This is a genomic window from Escherichia sp. MOD1-EC5495 (genome assembly GCF_002965965.1).
Taxonomy (GTDB): Bacteria; Pseudomonadota; Gammaproteobacteria; order Enterobacterales; family Enterobacteriaceae; genus Escherichia; species Escherichia ruysiae.
Genome location: NZ_PTRI01000010.1, coordinates 1 through 15,015 on the forward strand (window position 1 = coordinate 1; position 15,015 = coordinate 15,015).

General features: G+C 53.7%; 15 protein-coding genes. 5 read left to right on the forward strand and 10 right to left on the reverse strand.

Translation table 11 applies throughout. The features are described from left to right. On the reverse strand, nt 1-748 hold a 748-nt coding region (locus BEG40_RS09685; RefSeq protein WP_105285312.1), incomplete at its 3' end, for a permease. Nucleotides 749-853: 105 nt separating this feature from the next. Here BEG40_RS09685 and BEG40_RS09690 point away from each other — a divergent pair. Next, nucleotides 854-1,150, forward strand: coding sequence for an ArsR/SmtB family transcription factor (locus BEG40_RS09690; protein ID WP_000418114.1), 297 nt, complete (start codon nt 854-856; stop codon nt 1,148-1,150). Nucleotides 1,151-1,192: 42 nt separating this feature from the next. Here BEG40_RS09690 and BEG40_RS09695 read toward each other — a convergent pair whose 3' ends face one another. Further along, on the reverse strand, nt 1,193-2,245 hold the full coding sequence (locus BEG40_RS09695) for a DUF2776 family protein (RefSeq protein ID WP_105285371.1): 1,053 nt from the start codon (nt 2,243-2,245) through the stop codon (nt 1,193-1,195). Nucleotides 2,246-2,740: 495 nt separating this feature from the next. On the opposite strand from BEG40_RS09695, the gene BEG40_RS22080 reads away from it, so the two are divergent. From BEG40_RS22080 to BEG40_RS09710, 4 genes are all read left to right on the forward strand, one after another. Next, a complete protein-coding gene (locus BEG40_RS22080) occupies nt 2,741-2,854 on the forward strand; it encodes a hypothetical protein (protein WP_212976463.1) in 114 nt (37 codons plus the stop codon). Between the two features lie 62 nt (nt 2,855-2,916). Next, entirely contained in the window at nt 2,917-3,984 is a 1,068-nt protein-coding gene (locus BEG40_RS09700) for an HlyD family secretion protein (protein ID WP_016158898.1), read from the forward strand. Further along, nucleotides 3,981-6,716: a ribosome-associated ATPase/putative transporter RbbA gene (gene rbbA, locus BEG40_RS09705; RefSeq protein ID WP_105285313.1), complete on the forward strand. Its 2,736-nt coding sequence runs from the start codon at nt 3,981-3,983 to the stop codon at nt 6,714-6,716. Before BEG40_RS09700 ends, rbbA begins: the two co-directional genes overlap by 4 nt. Continuing rightward, entirely contained in the window at nt 6,716-7,840 is a 1,125-nt protein-coding gene (locus BEG40_RS09710; RefSeq protein ID WP_105285314.1) for an ABC transporter permease, read from the forward strand. Before rbbA ends, BEG40_RS09710 begins: the two co-directional genes overlap by 1 nt. A gap of 8 nt (nt 7,841-7,848) precedes the next feature. Here BEG40_RS09710 and nikR read toward each other — a convergent pair whose 3' ends face one another. The 8 genes from nikR to BEG40_RS09750 all read right to left on the reverse strand — a co-directional run bounded on the left by nikR (nt 7,849) and on the right by BEG40_RS09750 (nt 14,973). Beyond that, on the reverse strand, nt 7,849-8,250 hold the full coding sequence (nikR, locus tag BEG40_RS09715) for a nickel-responsive transcriptional regulator NikR (RefSeq protein ID WP_001190062.1): 402 nt from the start codon (nt 8,248-8,250) through the stop codon (nt 7,849-7,851). 5 nt (nt 8,251-8,255) lie between these two features. Next, a complete protein-coding gene (gene nikE, locus BEG40_RS09720) occupies nt 8,256-9,062 on the reverse strand; it encodes a nickel import ATP-binding protein NikE (protein WP_105285315.1) in 807 nt (268 codons plus the stop codon). Next, on the reverse strand, nt 9,059-9,823 hold the full coding sequence (gene nikD, locus BEG40_RS09725; protein ID WP_105285316.1) for a nickel import ATP-binding protein NikD: 765 nt from the start codon (nt 9,821-9,823) through the stop codon (nt 9,059-9,061). Before nikD ends, nikE begins: the two co-directional genes overlap by 4 nt. After that, nucleotides 9,823-10,656, reverse strand: a complete 834-nt coding sequence (nikC, locus tag BEG40_RS09730) for a nickel ABC transporter permease subunit NikC (RefSeq protein WP_001008963.1) — start codon at nt 10,654-10,656, stop codon at nt 9,823-9,825. Before nikC ends, nikD begins: the two co-directional genes overlap by 1 nt. Further along, nucleotides 10,653-11,597 (reverse strand): nickel ABC transporter permease subunit NikB, encoded by a 945-nt coding sequence (nikB, locus tag BEG40_RS09735; RefSeq protein WP_000947068.1) that lies wholly within the window; start codon nt 11,595-11,597, stop codon nt 10,653-10,655. Before nikB ends, nikC begins: the two co-directional genes overlap by 4 nt. Then, complete coding sequence (nikA, locus tag BEG40_RS09740; RefSeq protein ID WP_105285317.1) at nt 11,597-13,171, reverse strand: nickel ABC transporter substrate-binding protein; 1,575 nt, start codon at nt 13,169-13,171, stop codon at nt 11,597-11,599. The genes nikB and nikA overlap by 1 nt, the downstream gene beginning before the upstream one ends. A gap of 110 nt (nt 13,172-13,281) precedes the next feature. Then, nucleotides 13,282-13,869: a 4'-phosphopantetheinyl transferase AcpT gene (gene acpT, locus BEG40_RS09745; RefSeq protein ID WP_016158903.1), complete on the reverse strand. Its 588-nt coding sequence runs from the start codon at nt 13,867-13,869 to the stop codon at nt 13,282-13,284. Between the two features lie 54 nt (nt 13,870-13,923). Further along, on the reverse strand, nt 13,924-14,973 hold the full coding sequence (locus BEG40_RS09750) for an AI-2E family transporter (RefSeq protein WP_105285318.1): 1,050 nt from the start codon (nt 14,971-14,973) through the stop codon (nt 13,924-13,926). Nucleotides 14,974-15,015: the final 42 nt, after the last annotated feature.

The window sequence follows — 15,015 nt, forward strand, 5'->3', positions numbered from 1 at the left end:
AGGCCAGTAATGGGTTAAGTGATAACAGGTGTCTGGAAATATAGGGGCAAATCCAAAAGCCGTAAATAAATGAGCCAATTAGCACCCCAATTAACAGATAGGGCAACACTTCTTTAAATTGCAGCCATGCATCCTTTATTGCCTGATTCAGCAGGCTGGGGGGAGCCGTTTTGGCTGCACTACAGCAATTAACAGCAGGTTTTGCGGTACAGCAAGATGTGGTTTGCGGCGTAAACGTCGAGGAGCGCAAGTTAATAACGGGTTTATCGGACACCGGTTTGCAGCAGCTCGCGTTGCTCGCCTTCGCCGGTATGACGTATCGTTCGAAGCCAACAAAATCCAGTAACAAACTGGCGCTCAGCGAAACACCGCACGCAATAACGGCGTACAGCAACGTTACCTTCCAGCCAAATGTTGCCCACATTAGCCCGACGATAATCGGGTTGAGTAATGGTGAAACAAACAAAAAGGTGAGCGTTGGGCCAAATCCCGCTTTTGCAGAAAGAAGACCGCGAAGCATGGGAATGGTTGAGCAACTGCAAAACGGAGTCACTGCACCTAACATTGCTGCCAGCAAATAACCGCGCCCTTTACGCGCCCCCATCATTTTCTGGATCTTATGATCCGGGATTTTCTGACGGATTACGCTGACACCAGCACTGATAAGAAGAAAAAGTAACGATAGCTCTACGGCTAAGAACAGGAACATCCCGGCGGCGTCGCGCAGCCCTGGTAACCATTCAAACATTTTATACCCTCTATAAAACTATATTTCTAAAATTATCGAAATGATGAGCGATGAGCAAGATATTTCTGGTATCATCGAAATATCAATTAACCGGAGAAACTACTTATGGAACTGGAAGATGTCGCTAAGGCACTGAAAGAATTAGGTCATCCGACCCGTTTGTTTATTTTTCGTCATTTGGTCAAAGCGGGAGAGCGCGGGATGCCGGTAGGCGAGTTACAGAAGGAACTTGCGATCCCCGCATCGACCTTAAGCCACCATATCTCGGCGCTGGTATCCGTTGGTCTGGTTAAGCAAAACCGCGAAAGTCGCACGTTGATGTGTGTCTCGCAATATGATGTTCTGGAAGGAATTATTAGTTTTCTGCGTGAAGAGTGCTGCGTGAATAACGGGAAGTATTAATATTCGCCGGGCTGTAGCATAACCACAACCCGGCGAGAGCCATTATTTTTTCGCAGAACCCGCTTCTAATATAGAAACGATTGAAAACAGCGTAAAACATACTGCACCCAAGCCCACCAGAACCCGCGAGGGAATAAAGTAAGCCATATCGATTTGCGCAATTTCAGCAAGGAACGCCGCGAGGAACAGGCAAAACAGACAGGTAAATACCGGTATCATTGGTATTCTGTTGGTTAATGAACAGGATCGTCTCCAGACCAACGCCAGCAACCACACTTTGGAGAAAATACTGTAGCAGATCATTCCCAGACAAATGAGAATAATGCCGGGTGCCAGACGGTCGCTTGCATCTGAACTGATTAATACGTAGATACCCTGAATAACGGTAAGTGAGCCGAGCAAAATAACCCAATAGCACCAGAGCCAATGTTCTTTCTCTGAGAATGTGTTCCGCGTTTGATGAACAATGGTGGCGACCAGACCAATAAGACAAGCGCAAATTGCCGTTAGCCCCAGGAGTACATGGCCTGCAACATAATGCGCTGTAATATCTGCACTACGCAAAAGAGTAACTGACCAGAGGAAACCAAAGAGAGTCAGAAGTAGTGGCACGGCAATTAAGCAATTACCAATAAACGAAGAATAAGCCTGAAGCGGAGTTCCATCGCTTTTACTACCTGCTGAGTTTTTCGGGATGAGCAGAAAATGCCCGGAAGATGCCGCGACGGTTGATACGCAGGCGGCAATCATCCCAACAACAAAAATAACGTGCCCGGCAACAAATTCATCCGCCATCACATTATCGCTTGCCAGCAGAGACCATCCCCAAATCATCGTTGCAACGGAACCTGCATAACCAATAATAGGAAATAGCGTGTTGTAGAATTTATTCACACCATGAGTTAACTGAGAGATGATAATAAATGCTGTAGTGAACAACGCCAGGCATATTGCAGAAAGAGAAATTAAAACATGTCCTGCAACGAAATATTCACTTTGCCCTGAACCTGCTAATACAAAATCACCTAACGCGATGCATATTATACCCATTATCAAAGGGATTAATTTAAACAACCATCCGATATATATGTTCATCTCAATCTCCATATACGTTTCCGCTAATGTCAGAAAGCGTGTAAGTAGTATTTTTAGTCACTTAAATATAACAATGAGATACCACTAATTGTAAAAAGTAACTTTACTATAACCGGATTTATTGTTCTGAGTATTGAATTTTATAGGCGAGTTAATGCTGGTAAATAAATATTTATCCTACAGCTAATTCTGAATTAATATCTTTTCCTTATTTTTCATCGTCGCTTAAAATGCTGCTTTTTCTCATTCACCCTCTTTTCGCAAAAATACCCTATTACCTTTCGTTAAGATATTTGTACACAAGAGAATAATAACGCTGTGTGATAGTCACCGTTCCTGTTAAGGATATTTTGGGTTAAAAACGTAATCGAAATGTAGAACATCGTGATGTATCACAAGCTGATTGTAATCAAATAGACAGCATGAATATAACTGTTAGTATTTAATTGATTTCAATTATGAGTATGCGTGTTTCATTTACGGCCAGGAATGCTGATGATGACAACATTACTACCCGTTTTCACTAAGCCTTCCCCGTTGGCGCTCATCTTGCGGCGCCCTGGTCGTATATGCCGTTTCCTTCTCATCCCGGATGGAAGAATTCGCTGAACATCGTTCGGCGGCTGCTGTAACACGCGTCGTTTAATTACAGGGATTATGGCGGGTCGATTATGGATAAGATTAAGCGCCATCTGGCGTGGTGGGTTGTCGGGTTACTGGCGGTTGCGGCCGCCCTGGCGTGGTGGTTATTGCGTCCGGCAGGTGTACCGGAGGGTTTTGCCGTCAGTAATGGTCGCATTGAAGCGACGGAAGTGGATATCGCCAGTAAAATTGCCGGGCGTATCGACACCATTCTGGTGAAAGAGGGGCAGTTTGTCCGCGAAGGCGAAGTGCTGGCGAAGATGGACACTCGTGTGTTGCAGGAGCAGCGACTGGAAGCCATCGCGCAAATCAAAGAGGCGCAAAGTGCCGTTGCCGCCGCGCAGGCTTTGCTGGAACAGCGGCAAAGTGAAACTCGTGCCGCACAGTCGCTGGTTAATCAACGCCAGGCTGAACTGGACTCCGTAGCCAAACGTCATACGCGTTCCCGCTCGCTCGCCCATAGTGGGGCTATTTCTGCGCAACAACTGGATGACGACCGCGCCGCTGCCGAAAGCGCCCGTGCTGCGCTGGAGTCGGCAAAGGCCCAGGTTTCGGCTTCTAAAGCCGCTATTGAAGCGGCACGTACCAATATCATTCAGGCACAAACTCGTGTAGAAGCTGCGCAAGCCACTGAACGGCGTATTGCGGCAGATATCGACGATAGTGAACTAAAAGCCCCGCGTGACGGACGCGTGCAGTATCGGGTTGCTGAGCCAGGCGAAGTGCTGGCGGCAGGCGGTCGGGTGCTGAATATGGTCGATCTGAGCGACGTTTATATGACCTTCTTCCTGCCAACCGAACAGGCGGGCACGCTGAAACTTGGCGGCGAAGCACGGCTGATCCTCGATGCCGCGCCAGATTTGCGTATTCCTGCGACCATCAGTTTTGTCGCCAGCGTCGCCCAGTTCACGCCAAAAACCGTCGAAACCAGCGATGAACGGCTGAAACTGATGTTCCGCGTCAAAGCGCGTATCCCACCGGAATTACTCCAGCAACATCTGGAATATGTCAAAACCGGTTTACCGGGCGTGGCGTGGGTGCGGGTGAACGAAGAACGTCCGTGGCCTGAAGACCTGGTGGTGAGGTTGCCGCAATGACGCATCTGGAACTGGTTCCCGTTCCGCCTGTCGCGCAACTGGCGGGCGTGAGCCAGCATTATGGAAAAACCGTTGCGCTGAACAATATCACTCTCGATATACCGGCTCGCTGCATGGTCGGGCTGATTGGCCCGGACGGCGTCGGGAAGTCGAGTTTGTTATCGCTGATTTCCGGTGCCCGCGTCATTGAGCGGGGCAACGTGATGGTATTGGGCGGCGATATGCGCGACCCAAAGCATCGCCGCGACGTCTGCCCGCGCATCGCCTGGATGCCGCAAGGGCTGGGCAAAAACCTCTACCACACCTTGTCGGTGTATGAAAACGTCGATTTTTTCGCCCGCCTGTTCGGTCACGACAAAGCGGAGCGGGAAGTACGAATTAATGAGCTGCTGACCAGCACCGGGTTAGCTCCGTTTCGCGATCGTCCGGCAGGGAAACTCTCCGGCGGGATGAAGCAAAAACTTGGGCTGTGCTGTGCTTTAATCCACGACCCGGAATTGTTGATTCTTGATGAGCCAACAACGGGGGTTGACCCGCTCTCTCGCGCTCAGTTCTGGGATCTCATCGACAGTATTCGCCAGCGGCAGAGCAATATGAGCGTGCTGGTCGCCACCGCCTATATGGAAGAGGCCGAACGCTTCGACTGGCTGGTGGCGATGAATGCCGGAGAAGTGCTGGCGACCGGTAGCGCCGAAGAACTGCGTCAGCAAACACAAAGCGCCACGCTGGAAGAAGCATTTATTAATCTGTTACCGCAAGCGCAACGCCAGGCGCATCAGGCGGTAGTGATCCCACCGTATCAACCTGAAAACGCAGAGATTGCCATCGAAGCGCGCGATCTGACCATGCGTTTTGGTTCTTTCGTTGCCGTTGATCACGTCAATTTCCGCATTCCACGCGGGGAGATTTTTGGCTTCCTCGGTTCGAACGGCTGCGGTAAATCCACCACCATGAAAATGCTTACCGGACTGCTGCCCGCCAGCGAAGGTGAGGCGTGGCTGTTTGGGCAACCGGTTGATCCAAAAGATATTGATACCCGTCGTCGGGTTGGCTATATGTCGCAGGCGTTTTCGCTCTATAACGAACTCACCGTGCGGCAAAACCTTGAGTTACATGCTCGTTTGTTTCACATCCCGGAAGCGGAAATTCCCGCGCGAGTTGCTGAAATGAGCGAGCGTTTTAAGCTCAACGACGTCGAAGATGTGCTGCCTGAGTCATTGCCGCTCGGCATTCGTCAGCGGCTTTCATTGGCGGTAGCGGTGATTCATCGCCCGGAGATGTTAATCCTCGATGAGCCTACTTCTGGCGTCGATCCGGTGGCGAGGGATATGTTCTGGCAGTTGATGGTCGATCTCTCGCGCCAGGACAAAGTGACTATTTTCATCTCCACCCACTTTATGAACGAAGCGGAACGCTGCGACCGTATCTCACTGATGCACGCCGGAAAAGTGCTCGCCAGCGGCACGCCACAGGAGCTGGTTGAGGAACGTGGAGCCGCCAGTCTGGAAGAGGCATTTATCGCCTGTTTGCAGGAGGCGGCAGGGCAGAGCAACGAAACCGAAGCGCCGCCCGTGGTGCACGACGCTACTCACGCGCCGCGTCAGGGATTTAGCCTGCGCCGTCTGTTTAGCTACAGCCGCCGTGAAGCACTGGAACTGCGTCGCGATCCGGTGCGTTCGACGCTGGCGCTGATGGGAACGGTGATCCTGATGCTGATAATGGGCTATGGCATCAGTATGGATGTGGAAAACCTGCGCTTTGCGGTGCTTGACCGCGACCAGACCGTCAGCAGCCAGGCGTGGACGCTCAATCTCTCCGGTTCCCGTTACTTTATCGAACAGCCGCCGCTCACCAGTTATGACGAGCTTGACCGCCGAATGCGTGCGGGCGATATCACGGTGGCGATTGAGATCCCGCCCAATTTCGGGCGTGATATCGCGCGCGGTACACCCGTGGAACTCGGTGTCTGGATCGACGGTGCGATGCCCAGCCGTGCCGAAACGGTAAAAGGTTACGTGCAGGCGATGCACCAGAGCTGGCTACAGGATGTGGCGAGTCGGCAATCGACGCCCGCCAGCCAAAGCGGGCTGATGAATATTGAGACGCGCTACCGCTATAACCCGGATGTAAAAAGCCTGCCAGCGATTGTTCCGGCGGTGATCCCGCTGTTGCTGATGATGATCCCGTCAATGCTAAGCGCCCTTAGCGTGGTGCGGGAAAAAGAGTTGGGGTCGATTATCAACCTTTACGTTACCCCCACCACCCGTAGCGAATTTTTGCTTGGCAAACAACTGCCGTACATCGCGCTGGGGATGCTGAACTTTTTCCTGCTCTGCGCCCTGTCAGTGTTTGTGTTTGGCGTGCCGCATAAAGGCAGCTTCATGACGCTCACCCTGGCGGCGCTGCTGTATATCATCATCGCCACCGGAATGGGGCTGCTGATCTCCACCTTTATGAAAAGCCAGATTGCCGCCATTTTCGGTACGGCGATTATCACGTTGATTCCGGCGACGCAGTTTTCCGGGATGATCGATCCGGTGGCATCGCTGGAAGGGCCGGGGCGTTGGATCGGCGAGGTTTACCCCACCAGTCATTTTCTGACTATCGCGCGCGGGACGTTTTCGAAGGCGCTGGATCTGACGGACTTATGGCAACTTTTTATCCCGTTGCTAATAGCCATACCGCTGGTGATGGGCTTAAGCATCCTGCTGCTGAAAAAACAGGAGGGATGATGCGCCATTTACGCAATATTTTTAATCTGGGTATCAAAGAGTTGCGCAGTCTGCTCGGTGATAAAGCGATGCTGACGCTGATTGTTTTCTCGTTTACGGTGTCGGTGTACTCGTCGGCAACCGTTACGCCAGGATCGTTGAATCTCGCACCGATCGCCATTGCCGATATGGATCAATCGCAGTTGTCGAACCGGATCGTTAACAGCTTCTACCGCCCGTGGTTTTTGCCGCCGGAGATGATCACCTCCGATGAGATGGATGCCGGGCTGGACGCCGGGCGCTATACCTTCGCGATAAATATTCCGCCTAATTTTCAGCGTGATGTCCTCGCCGGACGCCAGCCGGATATTCAGGTGAACGTCGATGCCACGCGCATGAGCCAGGCATTTACCGGCAACGGGTATATCCAGAATATTATCAACAGTGAAGTGAACAGCTTTGTCGCGCGCTACCGTGATAACAGCGAACCGTTGGTATCGTTGGAAACCCGGATGCGCTTTAACCCGAATCTCGATCCCGCGTGGTTTGGCGGGGTGATGGCGATCATCAACAACATTACCATGCTGGCGATTGTGCTGACCGGATCGGCGCTGATCCGCGAGCGTGAACACGGCACGGTGGAACACTTACTGGTGATGCCGATAACGCCGTTTGAGATCATGATGGCAAAGGTCTGGTCGATGGGGCTGGTGGTGCTGGTGGTGTCGGGATTATCGCTGGTGCTGATGGTGAAAGGCGTACTGGGTGTACCGATTGAAGGCTCGATCCCGCTGTTTATGCTGGGCGTGGCGCTCAGTCTGTTTGCCACCACGTCAATCGGCATTTTTATGGGGACGATCGCGCGTTCAATGCCGCAACTGGGGCTGCTGGTGATTCTGGTGCTGCTGCCGCTACAAATGCTTTCCGGTGGTTCCACGCCACGCGAAAGTATGCCGCAGATGGTGCAGGACATTATGTTGACCATGCCGACGACACACTTTGTTAGCCTCGCGCAAGCCATTCTCTACCGTGGTGCCGGATTCGAAATCGTCTGGCCGCAGTTCCTTACGCTGATGGCAATTGGCGGCGCGTTTTTCACCATCGCGCTGCTGCGATTCAGGAAGACGATTGGGACAATGGCGTGATTACGGGGTTAATCTTCCTTCGGCAGGCACTGTAAATGCCCGTGCCGCACGCCGCGCTGGGCGATAACGTCATCGGCAAAATGTTGTACGTCGCCCATGTCTCCTTTCAGAACGGCGATTTCCAGACAGTCGTCGTGATTAATGTGCACATGCAGCGTGGCGACCGAGAGATCGTGGTGATGATGCTGGGTGGAGACAATACGGCTGGCTAAGTCGCGTTTTTCGTGTTCATACACATACGACAGCACCGCGAAACCTTGTGTGCCGTGCTGCTGGGTAGCTTCCTGCGCCAGGGCGCTACGCAGAATATCGCGGATAGCTTCGGAACGGTTGTTATAACCACGACGCTGGCTCAGGCTGTCCAGCGTCTCCAGTAAATCGTCATCAAGCGTGATGGTGACTCGTTGCATTTGCGTTAAACCTTTTCTGTGGTGCGACGGCGCACGGGGAATGCGGGTAATACCGCGTTTTGTAGCACACGTCCGGCGTCAGAGGAAAAGGTTAATTTATCTCCCACCACCTGGGTTTCGACGATTTGTCCGTTGTCCATCACCATCACTCGCTGACAGAAGCGTTCCACCAGGCGTAAGTCGTGGGTGATGAACAGGCAGGCGGTGCCAAACTGTTGTTGTAGCTTTTTCAGCAGGCGAATGACGCCCGCCTGTAATACGAGATCAAGGTTAGAAACCGCTTCATCCAGAATCAGCAGTTTCGGTTCGACCGCCAGCGCGCGAGCCAGGCAGACGCGCTGGAGCTGGCCGCCGCTTAACTGCGGTGGGCGTTTGTCGAGCACGCTGTCATCGAGATCGACCGCCTTCAGCATTTCGCTGGCGCGCGCCAGTTGTTCGGATTTTTTCAGTGATAGCAGGTGGCGCATCGGTTCACGCAGGATCTCGCGCACGGTTTTGCGCGGATTCACGGCGCTGATGGAGTCCTGAAATACCATCTGAATATCGCGGCGGAACGCTTTACGCTGGGCGCGATTGAGTTTCGCCAGCGGTTCGCCGCGCCAGCTAATATTCCCTTGTGAGGGCAATTCTAAGCCTACCAGTAGCCGCGCGAGGGTGCTTTTTCCGCAGCCGCTGCGTCCCAGCAGGGCGACGGTTTCACCGCTTTTCAGGGTCAGGGAAACGTTATTCAGCACCGTCTGATGTTGATGTTTTCCGCTAAATCCACCGTGGGCATAGTGATGGGAAAGGTCGGAGACGTTAAGTAAAGTCATGATGCCAGCTCCATACCGTAGAGGGCGAGATGAGCGGAAACCAGGCTGCGCGTCACCGTATGTTTGGGGGCGTTAAACAGCGTTTCTACATCGCCCTGTTCGACAATCTTACCGTGTGACATCACCGCCACGTCATCTGCCAGACGCGCCACCACGCCCATATCATGGGTGACCAGCAGCATTCCCGGCGCTTGTTTTTGCATAATGCTTTCCAGCAGATCGAGGATGCGTGCCTGTGCTACCACGTCGAGGTCGGTGGTCGGTTCATCGGCGATGATAAACGGTGATTCACACAGCACCGCCATCGCAATCATCATGCGCTGCAACATGCCGCCGCTCATCTCGAACGGGTACAGCTTCAATACACGCGCGGCGTTTTCCAGCCCCACCGCTTCTATGGCAGCGGTAAGCGTGGCGTCATCGGCGGGTTTCCCCAGCGCCAGACAGGTTTCCCGCGCGTGGGTCTGCATGGTGTGTAGCGGATTAAAGGCGCTGCGCGGGTTCTGCATGATGGTGGCAATTTTGATGCCGCGCAGGGCGCAAGGCGAAACCGGTTTGCCATCGGCTAAAATTTCCCCCGCCGTCTGGCGAACGCCAGCGGGCAGAATGCCCAGCGTCGCGGCGCAGGTCAGTGATTTCCCGCTGCCGCTACCGCCGACTAACGCCAGCACACGCCCGCGTTTAAGGGTTAACGATACGCCGTGCACCAGCGGCTGCGCGGCCTGTAGCGCGATATTACGTAGTTCAATCTGTTGCGGCATTAGTGTGCGTGCTCCGTCACCAGATGAGGATCCAGATGATCGCGCAGTGCGTCACCCACCAGGTTAAAGGCCATCACGCTGATAAACAGCGCCAGCCCCGGCCAGAACATTTGCAGCGGCTGAGTCCAGATATACTGACGCGCGTCGTTAATCATCACGCCCCATTCGGCGGTCGGAGCGGTCACGCCGAGGCCGAGGAAGGACATCCCCGCGACGTGCAGCATCATATGGCCGATATCCAGCGTCGCCAGCACCAGCAGCGAGGGGATCACCGCGCCTGCCAGATGATCAACAAACACCCGCACATGGCCCGCGCCAGAAAGCCGTGATGCCAGCACAAACTCGCGCTGGCGCAGCGAAATCACAAGGCTGCGCACCATACGCGCGTACCACGCCCAGTGTGACAGGGCGATGGCGATAATGACGTTGGTCAACCCGGTGCCAAGCACGCCAACCATAAAGAACGACAGAATCGAGGTCGGGAAGGTCATAAACATATCGGCGACGCGCATGGTGGCCTGATCAACACGCCCGCCAATCAGCCCGGCGCTGCCGCCAATGACCAGCCCTAATGTCAGCACCAGCAGCAGGCAGGCCATTACCGAGCCGAGCGACACGCGGGTCGCCGCCATCAGCCGCGAGAAAATATCACGCCCTAAGTGATCGGTGCCCAGCCAGTGCTGCGCATCCGGCGAGAGCAGGCGCGACGGCAGATCAATCGCCTGTGGGTCATACGGCAGCCACCACTGGCTGGTGAGCGCAATCAGCGCCAGCAGGGCGATAATGATCAGCGCCAGGCGTACCGACCAGCGGGAAGAGAGGAAAAAGTTCACGCGTGCGCTCCTTCATGACGACGAATGCGCGGGTCCAGCGCGGCGTTGAGCAAATCGACAATCAAATTACAGACCACAAAAACCACCACCATCATCAGCGTAAAGCACTGGATCACCGGATAGTCACGGTTAAAAATCGCCGACACCGCATAGCGCCCGACGCCCGGCCAGGCAAAGATGTTTTCGATAATCATCGTCCCGCCAATCAGTTCGCCGATGTGCATCCCCACGGCGGTGATCATCGGCAGCGAGGCATTACGCAGAATATGGCGGCGTTCGGTCTGTTTGTCGTTCAGGCCGCGTAGCCGCGCCCAGGTGACGTGACGCTGACCTGCGACGTCCAGCATACTGGCGCGCAGCAGTCGCGCGTTAATCGCCAGCGACATAAAGGCAATGGAAACCGCAGGCAGAATGATGTGCTGCCAGCCGCCGTAACCCATCGCGGGTAGCCATTGCAGATACACCGAAAACGCCATCACCAGTAAAAACGCCAGCCAGAAGTTAGGCATCGACACGCCAAGAAACGCGATGAAACGTACGGCGAAATCCGGCAGACGGTCGCGATGGCGCGCCGCCCAGATACCGAGCGGTACGGAAGTGAGCAGAATTAATACCAGCGCCGCACCTGCAAGCTCCAGCGTGGCGGGCAGGAAGTTCAGCATATCGTCGAGTACCGGGCGTTGGCTGGCGAATGAGATACCAAAGTCAAGATGCAGCGCCTTCCACAACCAGGTGCCGTACTGGACGTACAGCGGCTGATCCAGTCCCAGCATGGTGCGGGTAGAGGCCAGCATCTCCGGCGTCGGCGGCAGGTTAGACAGACGCAAATAATCGAGCGCCGGGTCGCCGGTACCGAGGCGCAGCATCAGAAAAATGATCACCGAGGCGGCGAGCACCATCGGGATCAGCAGCAGAAAGCGGCGTAATACGTAACGCAACATTAAGGTTTCACCGGTTTAATCTGTTCGAACGGAATTTCGGTGGCGATCGGCGCGTAGGGGATGTTACCCAGCTCCGGTTTTGATACCACCATCATTGAGATGTAACTGATAGGCAGATACACCGCCTCGTCATGCAGGCGCGTCAAAATATCGCGGTAAAGCGCCTGGCGTTTCGTCTCGTCCGGGGTTTCCAGAACTTCGCCGATCTCTTTATCAATCAGCGGCTTGTCGGCTAATCCTTGCTGTGCCTGGAAGTCAGCGTGTGACGGTACGCGCATTGAACTCAGGAAGGCGTGTGGATCGTATGGCGCGCCCCAGGTGCGGTGGAAAATCATGCCAAAACGACCATCGCGCTGACGAGCATAGATACTGCTCTCTTCTTCTCCAATCAGCGAGACATCAGCGCCAATCTGGCGCATATCAGCCTGAATGATTTCCGCCATCGATTTACTTAACGCATCGGTGCCGATGAACGACAGTTCAATGCGCAGCGGCTGACCATTTTTCTCGCGGATATCTTTGCCCGCAGGCAGCGTCCAACCGGCTTTTTCCAGCAATTCTTTCGCTTTCTGTGGATCGTACTGGCGCGGCTTCAGGCCGAGATTAGCGTAGGGCACGGAAGGGGCAAACAGGGTGTCGGCGACCTGCTGGGTGCCATACAACGCGTTATCAATCAGCGATTTTTTGTTCACCGCGTAATTAAGAGCTTCACGTACTGCCAGCTCGTTGGTGGGGGCTTTGGCAGTATTAAGCGCCAGCATCACGGTTTCGATCGGCTGTGACAGTTGGGTATGGTAAGCCGGGTTCTGGCTAAAGCGGGCGAAGGTATCGAGCGGTAATAACCCTTCGTTTCCGTACAGCAGGTCGATATCGCCAGTTTCAAACGCCACCGCGCGGGTAGTCGGGTCCGGGATCACGTTAAAGGTGATCTTTTTAATCGCCGGCTTTTCGCCCCAGTAGTTTTCGTTACGGACGAAGACATCGTACTGATTCAGTTTCGATTCCTGCAAAACCCACGGTCCGGTGCCAATCGGTGCTTTAATTCCGTTCATGGTTTCATGGTTTTTAAACTGCGAGGGGGCGATAAAGCGGAAAGGACGGGGCAGGGCCAGTTCTTGCAGGAAAGGATAGTAGGCGCTTTTCAGGGTGATTTGCAGCTCCGTTTTACTAAGTGCTTTAACATCAACAATCTGGTTTGCCAGCTCCAGCCAGGCGTGACGTTGACGGTTATCGAGCACTACGCGGAAGTTTTCTGCCGCCGCCTCGGCATCGAACGGTTCACCGTTGGAGAATTTCACGTCATCACGCAGGGTGAAGGTCCAGGTTTTACCATCTTCTGAATGAGTCCAGCTTTTTGCCAGCCACGGGATCACCGAACCGTCTGCCTGATATTTCACCAGCGGTTCATAAACCATGCTCTGGGCGAACATCTGGTTAGGCGTGTAAAGGTGCGGGTTTAGTGGCCCGACATTCACCGGCCAGGCGGTGGTGATTTCATCTGGCGCAGCGGCATGGACGATAAAAGACGCACAAGCCAGCAGCGCAAATAGAGTGCGGCGGAGTGTGGAAAGCATGGTAACCCCAATGGATTAAAATAGATGGCGGAAATAAGTATGACGATTTTAAGTATTCGTCATACTGATTACCTGTTCTGGATCAATAGATGGGCAGTCGGGTGGGCGGATCAGTTAACTGAATCGATCCATTGCACACTGTCGGCGGAGAGCGTAAAGGGGGTAGGGGTGCAGATCGCCAGACTTAAATTTTCTAGCTGACAATGGCTGACTGACAGCGAGGAGTGATAGGTGCTGTCTACGCTGACGATTTGCCAGGCGCTGCCGCCACGTTGTTTAACGATGGCTTCTTTGCGCGTCCAGATGCGCCAGAACATTTCTAGTTGCTGATCGGGATGCACGGCGTCCATCTCAGCGTGTTCCCCGAGGCTGAACACGGCGTTCGCCAGCCAGCGCCAGTTGGCGCGCGGGCGAATCACTTCGATATCGCAGCCGACTTCGCCTTCATCGCTCAACAGCAGGGCGATATCGTCACCGCTATGGCTTAAGTTGAACCATAGCGGCGTTTCCGGCGCGAATGCCGGTTTGCCTTGTTCGCCATAGATGATCTCCGGTAGCGGGGAAAGCGTGTGCGAAAGCAATGCACGCCCCGCCAGCCAGCGTTCGCGTCGTGGACCTTGCGGTGCTTGCTCGCGTAAAGCCGGTGGCAGTGGAGCTGTGCTTAAGGTCGAAACTTTCCCCAGAACTATCCGATACATATCAGGGCCAACGTTTAATGGAAAAGGAAAGTGCGTATCGTATCACTTGTCGCCTCATCCCGGTAACCGACTTTTCGGTCGTCCCGGTCCCAGTAAAATCGCTAGTTTGCTGCCGCCTTTGGTGGTTTCCATCCAGATTTTACAGACGCTGGTTAATGGCACCGAAAGCAGCATACCAACCGGACCGAGTAACCATCCCCAAACCAACAACGACAGAAACACCACCATGGTGGACATCCCCAGTCGATGCCCCATCATCCGTGGCTCTAAAATATTGCCGATGACCATATGGACAACTAAAAACAGTGCGCCAACCAGAATACATTCGTAAACGCCATTAAACAGCAACACTTGAATCATTGGCGGCACGGCGGAGATCACCGCGCCAATATTGGGAACGTAGTTGAGCAAAAATGCCAGTACCGCCCACATCAGCGCAAACTGTACGCCCATTAGCGCCAGCCCCAGCCAGACGATGACGCCTGTCCATAAACTGAGCAGTGTCTTCAATGCAAGATAGTGCGAAACACCTTTTAAGGCGCGGTGTAGTCCGGCGATGTGAATCTGTGGATTATTCAACGCAAAACGCATTTTGTAAGGCACGTGGCGCACTTCAAAAAGCATAAAAACTACGGTCATCACCAGCAAAAGCACGCTCGCCATTGCGCCGGAAAGCCCGGTCATCAGCGCAGTGGTGAAGGCGACAACTTTTTCCGAATCCATCCGCTGGAGCATTCGTTCCGGCGACATATGCAGATTAAGAAACGGTAACATCTCTTGTAATTTAAAGAGCTTACGGGTCAGTTCCTTATTAAATTTCGGCAGCATAGAGATAAATTCGTTAAACGATGCCGCCAGTACGCCGACCAGCGCAGTAAGTGCTATCAGCATCACCACCACCACAATGGTAATGGCTATGGGGCGTTGTACTCCCCGACGAATAAACCATGTGACCAGCGGGTTGAGGACGATGGCGAAAAAGAGCGCCAGTAACAGTTGCACAATGATATCTGCCGCTGCGTGAATGCCGGCGAGGATCACCACCAGCGAGGCCAACTTGAGCAGAATATGCATTCCTGTTTTATCCGGTTTAAGGGTTTCCATTGGGGCTTCCTTGTGACTTTTTGTATTAAGTGTAGCGGGAGT

Bases quoted from the DNA above. Each gene is read 5' to 3' on its own strand.
- BEG40_RS09690 (WP_000418114.1), top strand. From the start codon at position 854: ATGGAACTGGAAGATGTCGCTAAGGCACTGAAAGAATTAGGTCATCCG.
- nikD (WP_105285316.1), bottom strand. From the start codon at position 9,823: ATGCCGCAACAGATTGAACTACGTAATATCGCGCTACAGGCCGCGCAG.
- BEG40_RS09710 (WP_105285314.1), top strand. From the start codon at position 6,716: ATGCGCCATTTACGCAATATTTTTAATCTGGGTATCAAAGAGTTGCGC.
- BEG40_RS09700 (WP_016158898.1), top strand. From the start codon at position 2,917: ATGGATAAGATTAAGCGCCATCTGGCGTGGTGGGTTGTCGGGTTACTG.
- nikA (WP_105285317.1), bottom strand. From the start codon at position 13,171: ATGCTTTCCACACTCCGCCGCACTCTATTTGCGCTGCTGGCTTGTGCG.
- BEG40_RS22080 (WP_212976463.1), top strand. From the start codon at position 2,741: ATGATGACAACATTACTACCCGTTTTCACTAAGCCTTCCCCGTTGGCG.
- BEG40_RS09695 (WP_105285371.1), bottom strand. From the start codon at position 2,245: ATGAACATATATATCGGATGGTTGTTTAAATTAATCCCTTTGATAATG.
- nikB (WP_000947068.1), bottom strand. From the start codon at position 11,597: ATGTTGCGTTACGTATTACGCCGCTTTCTGCTGCTGATCCCGATGGTG.
- nikR (WP_001190062.1), bottom strand. From the start codon at position 8,250: ATGCAACGAGTCACCATCACGCTTGATGACGATTTACTGGAGACGCTG.
- BEG40_RS09750 (WP_105285318.1), bottom strand. From the start codon at position 14,973: ATGGAAACCCTTAAACCGGATAAAACAGGAATGCATATTCTGCTCAAG.
- acpT (WP_016158903.1), bottom strand. From the start codon at position 13,869: ATGTATCGGATAGTTCTGGGGAAAGTTTCGACCTTAAGCACAGCTCCA.
- nikE (WP_105285315.1), bottom strand. From the start codon at position 9,062: ATGACTTTACTTAACGTCTCCGACCTTTCCCATCACTATGCCCACGGT.
- rbbA (WP_105285313.1), top strand. From the start codon at position 3,981: ATGACGCATCTGGAACTGGTTCCCGTTCCGCCTGTCGCGCAACTGGCG.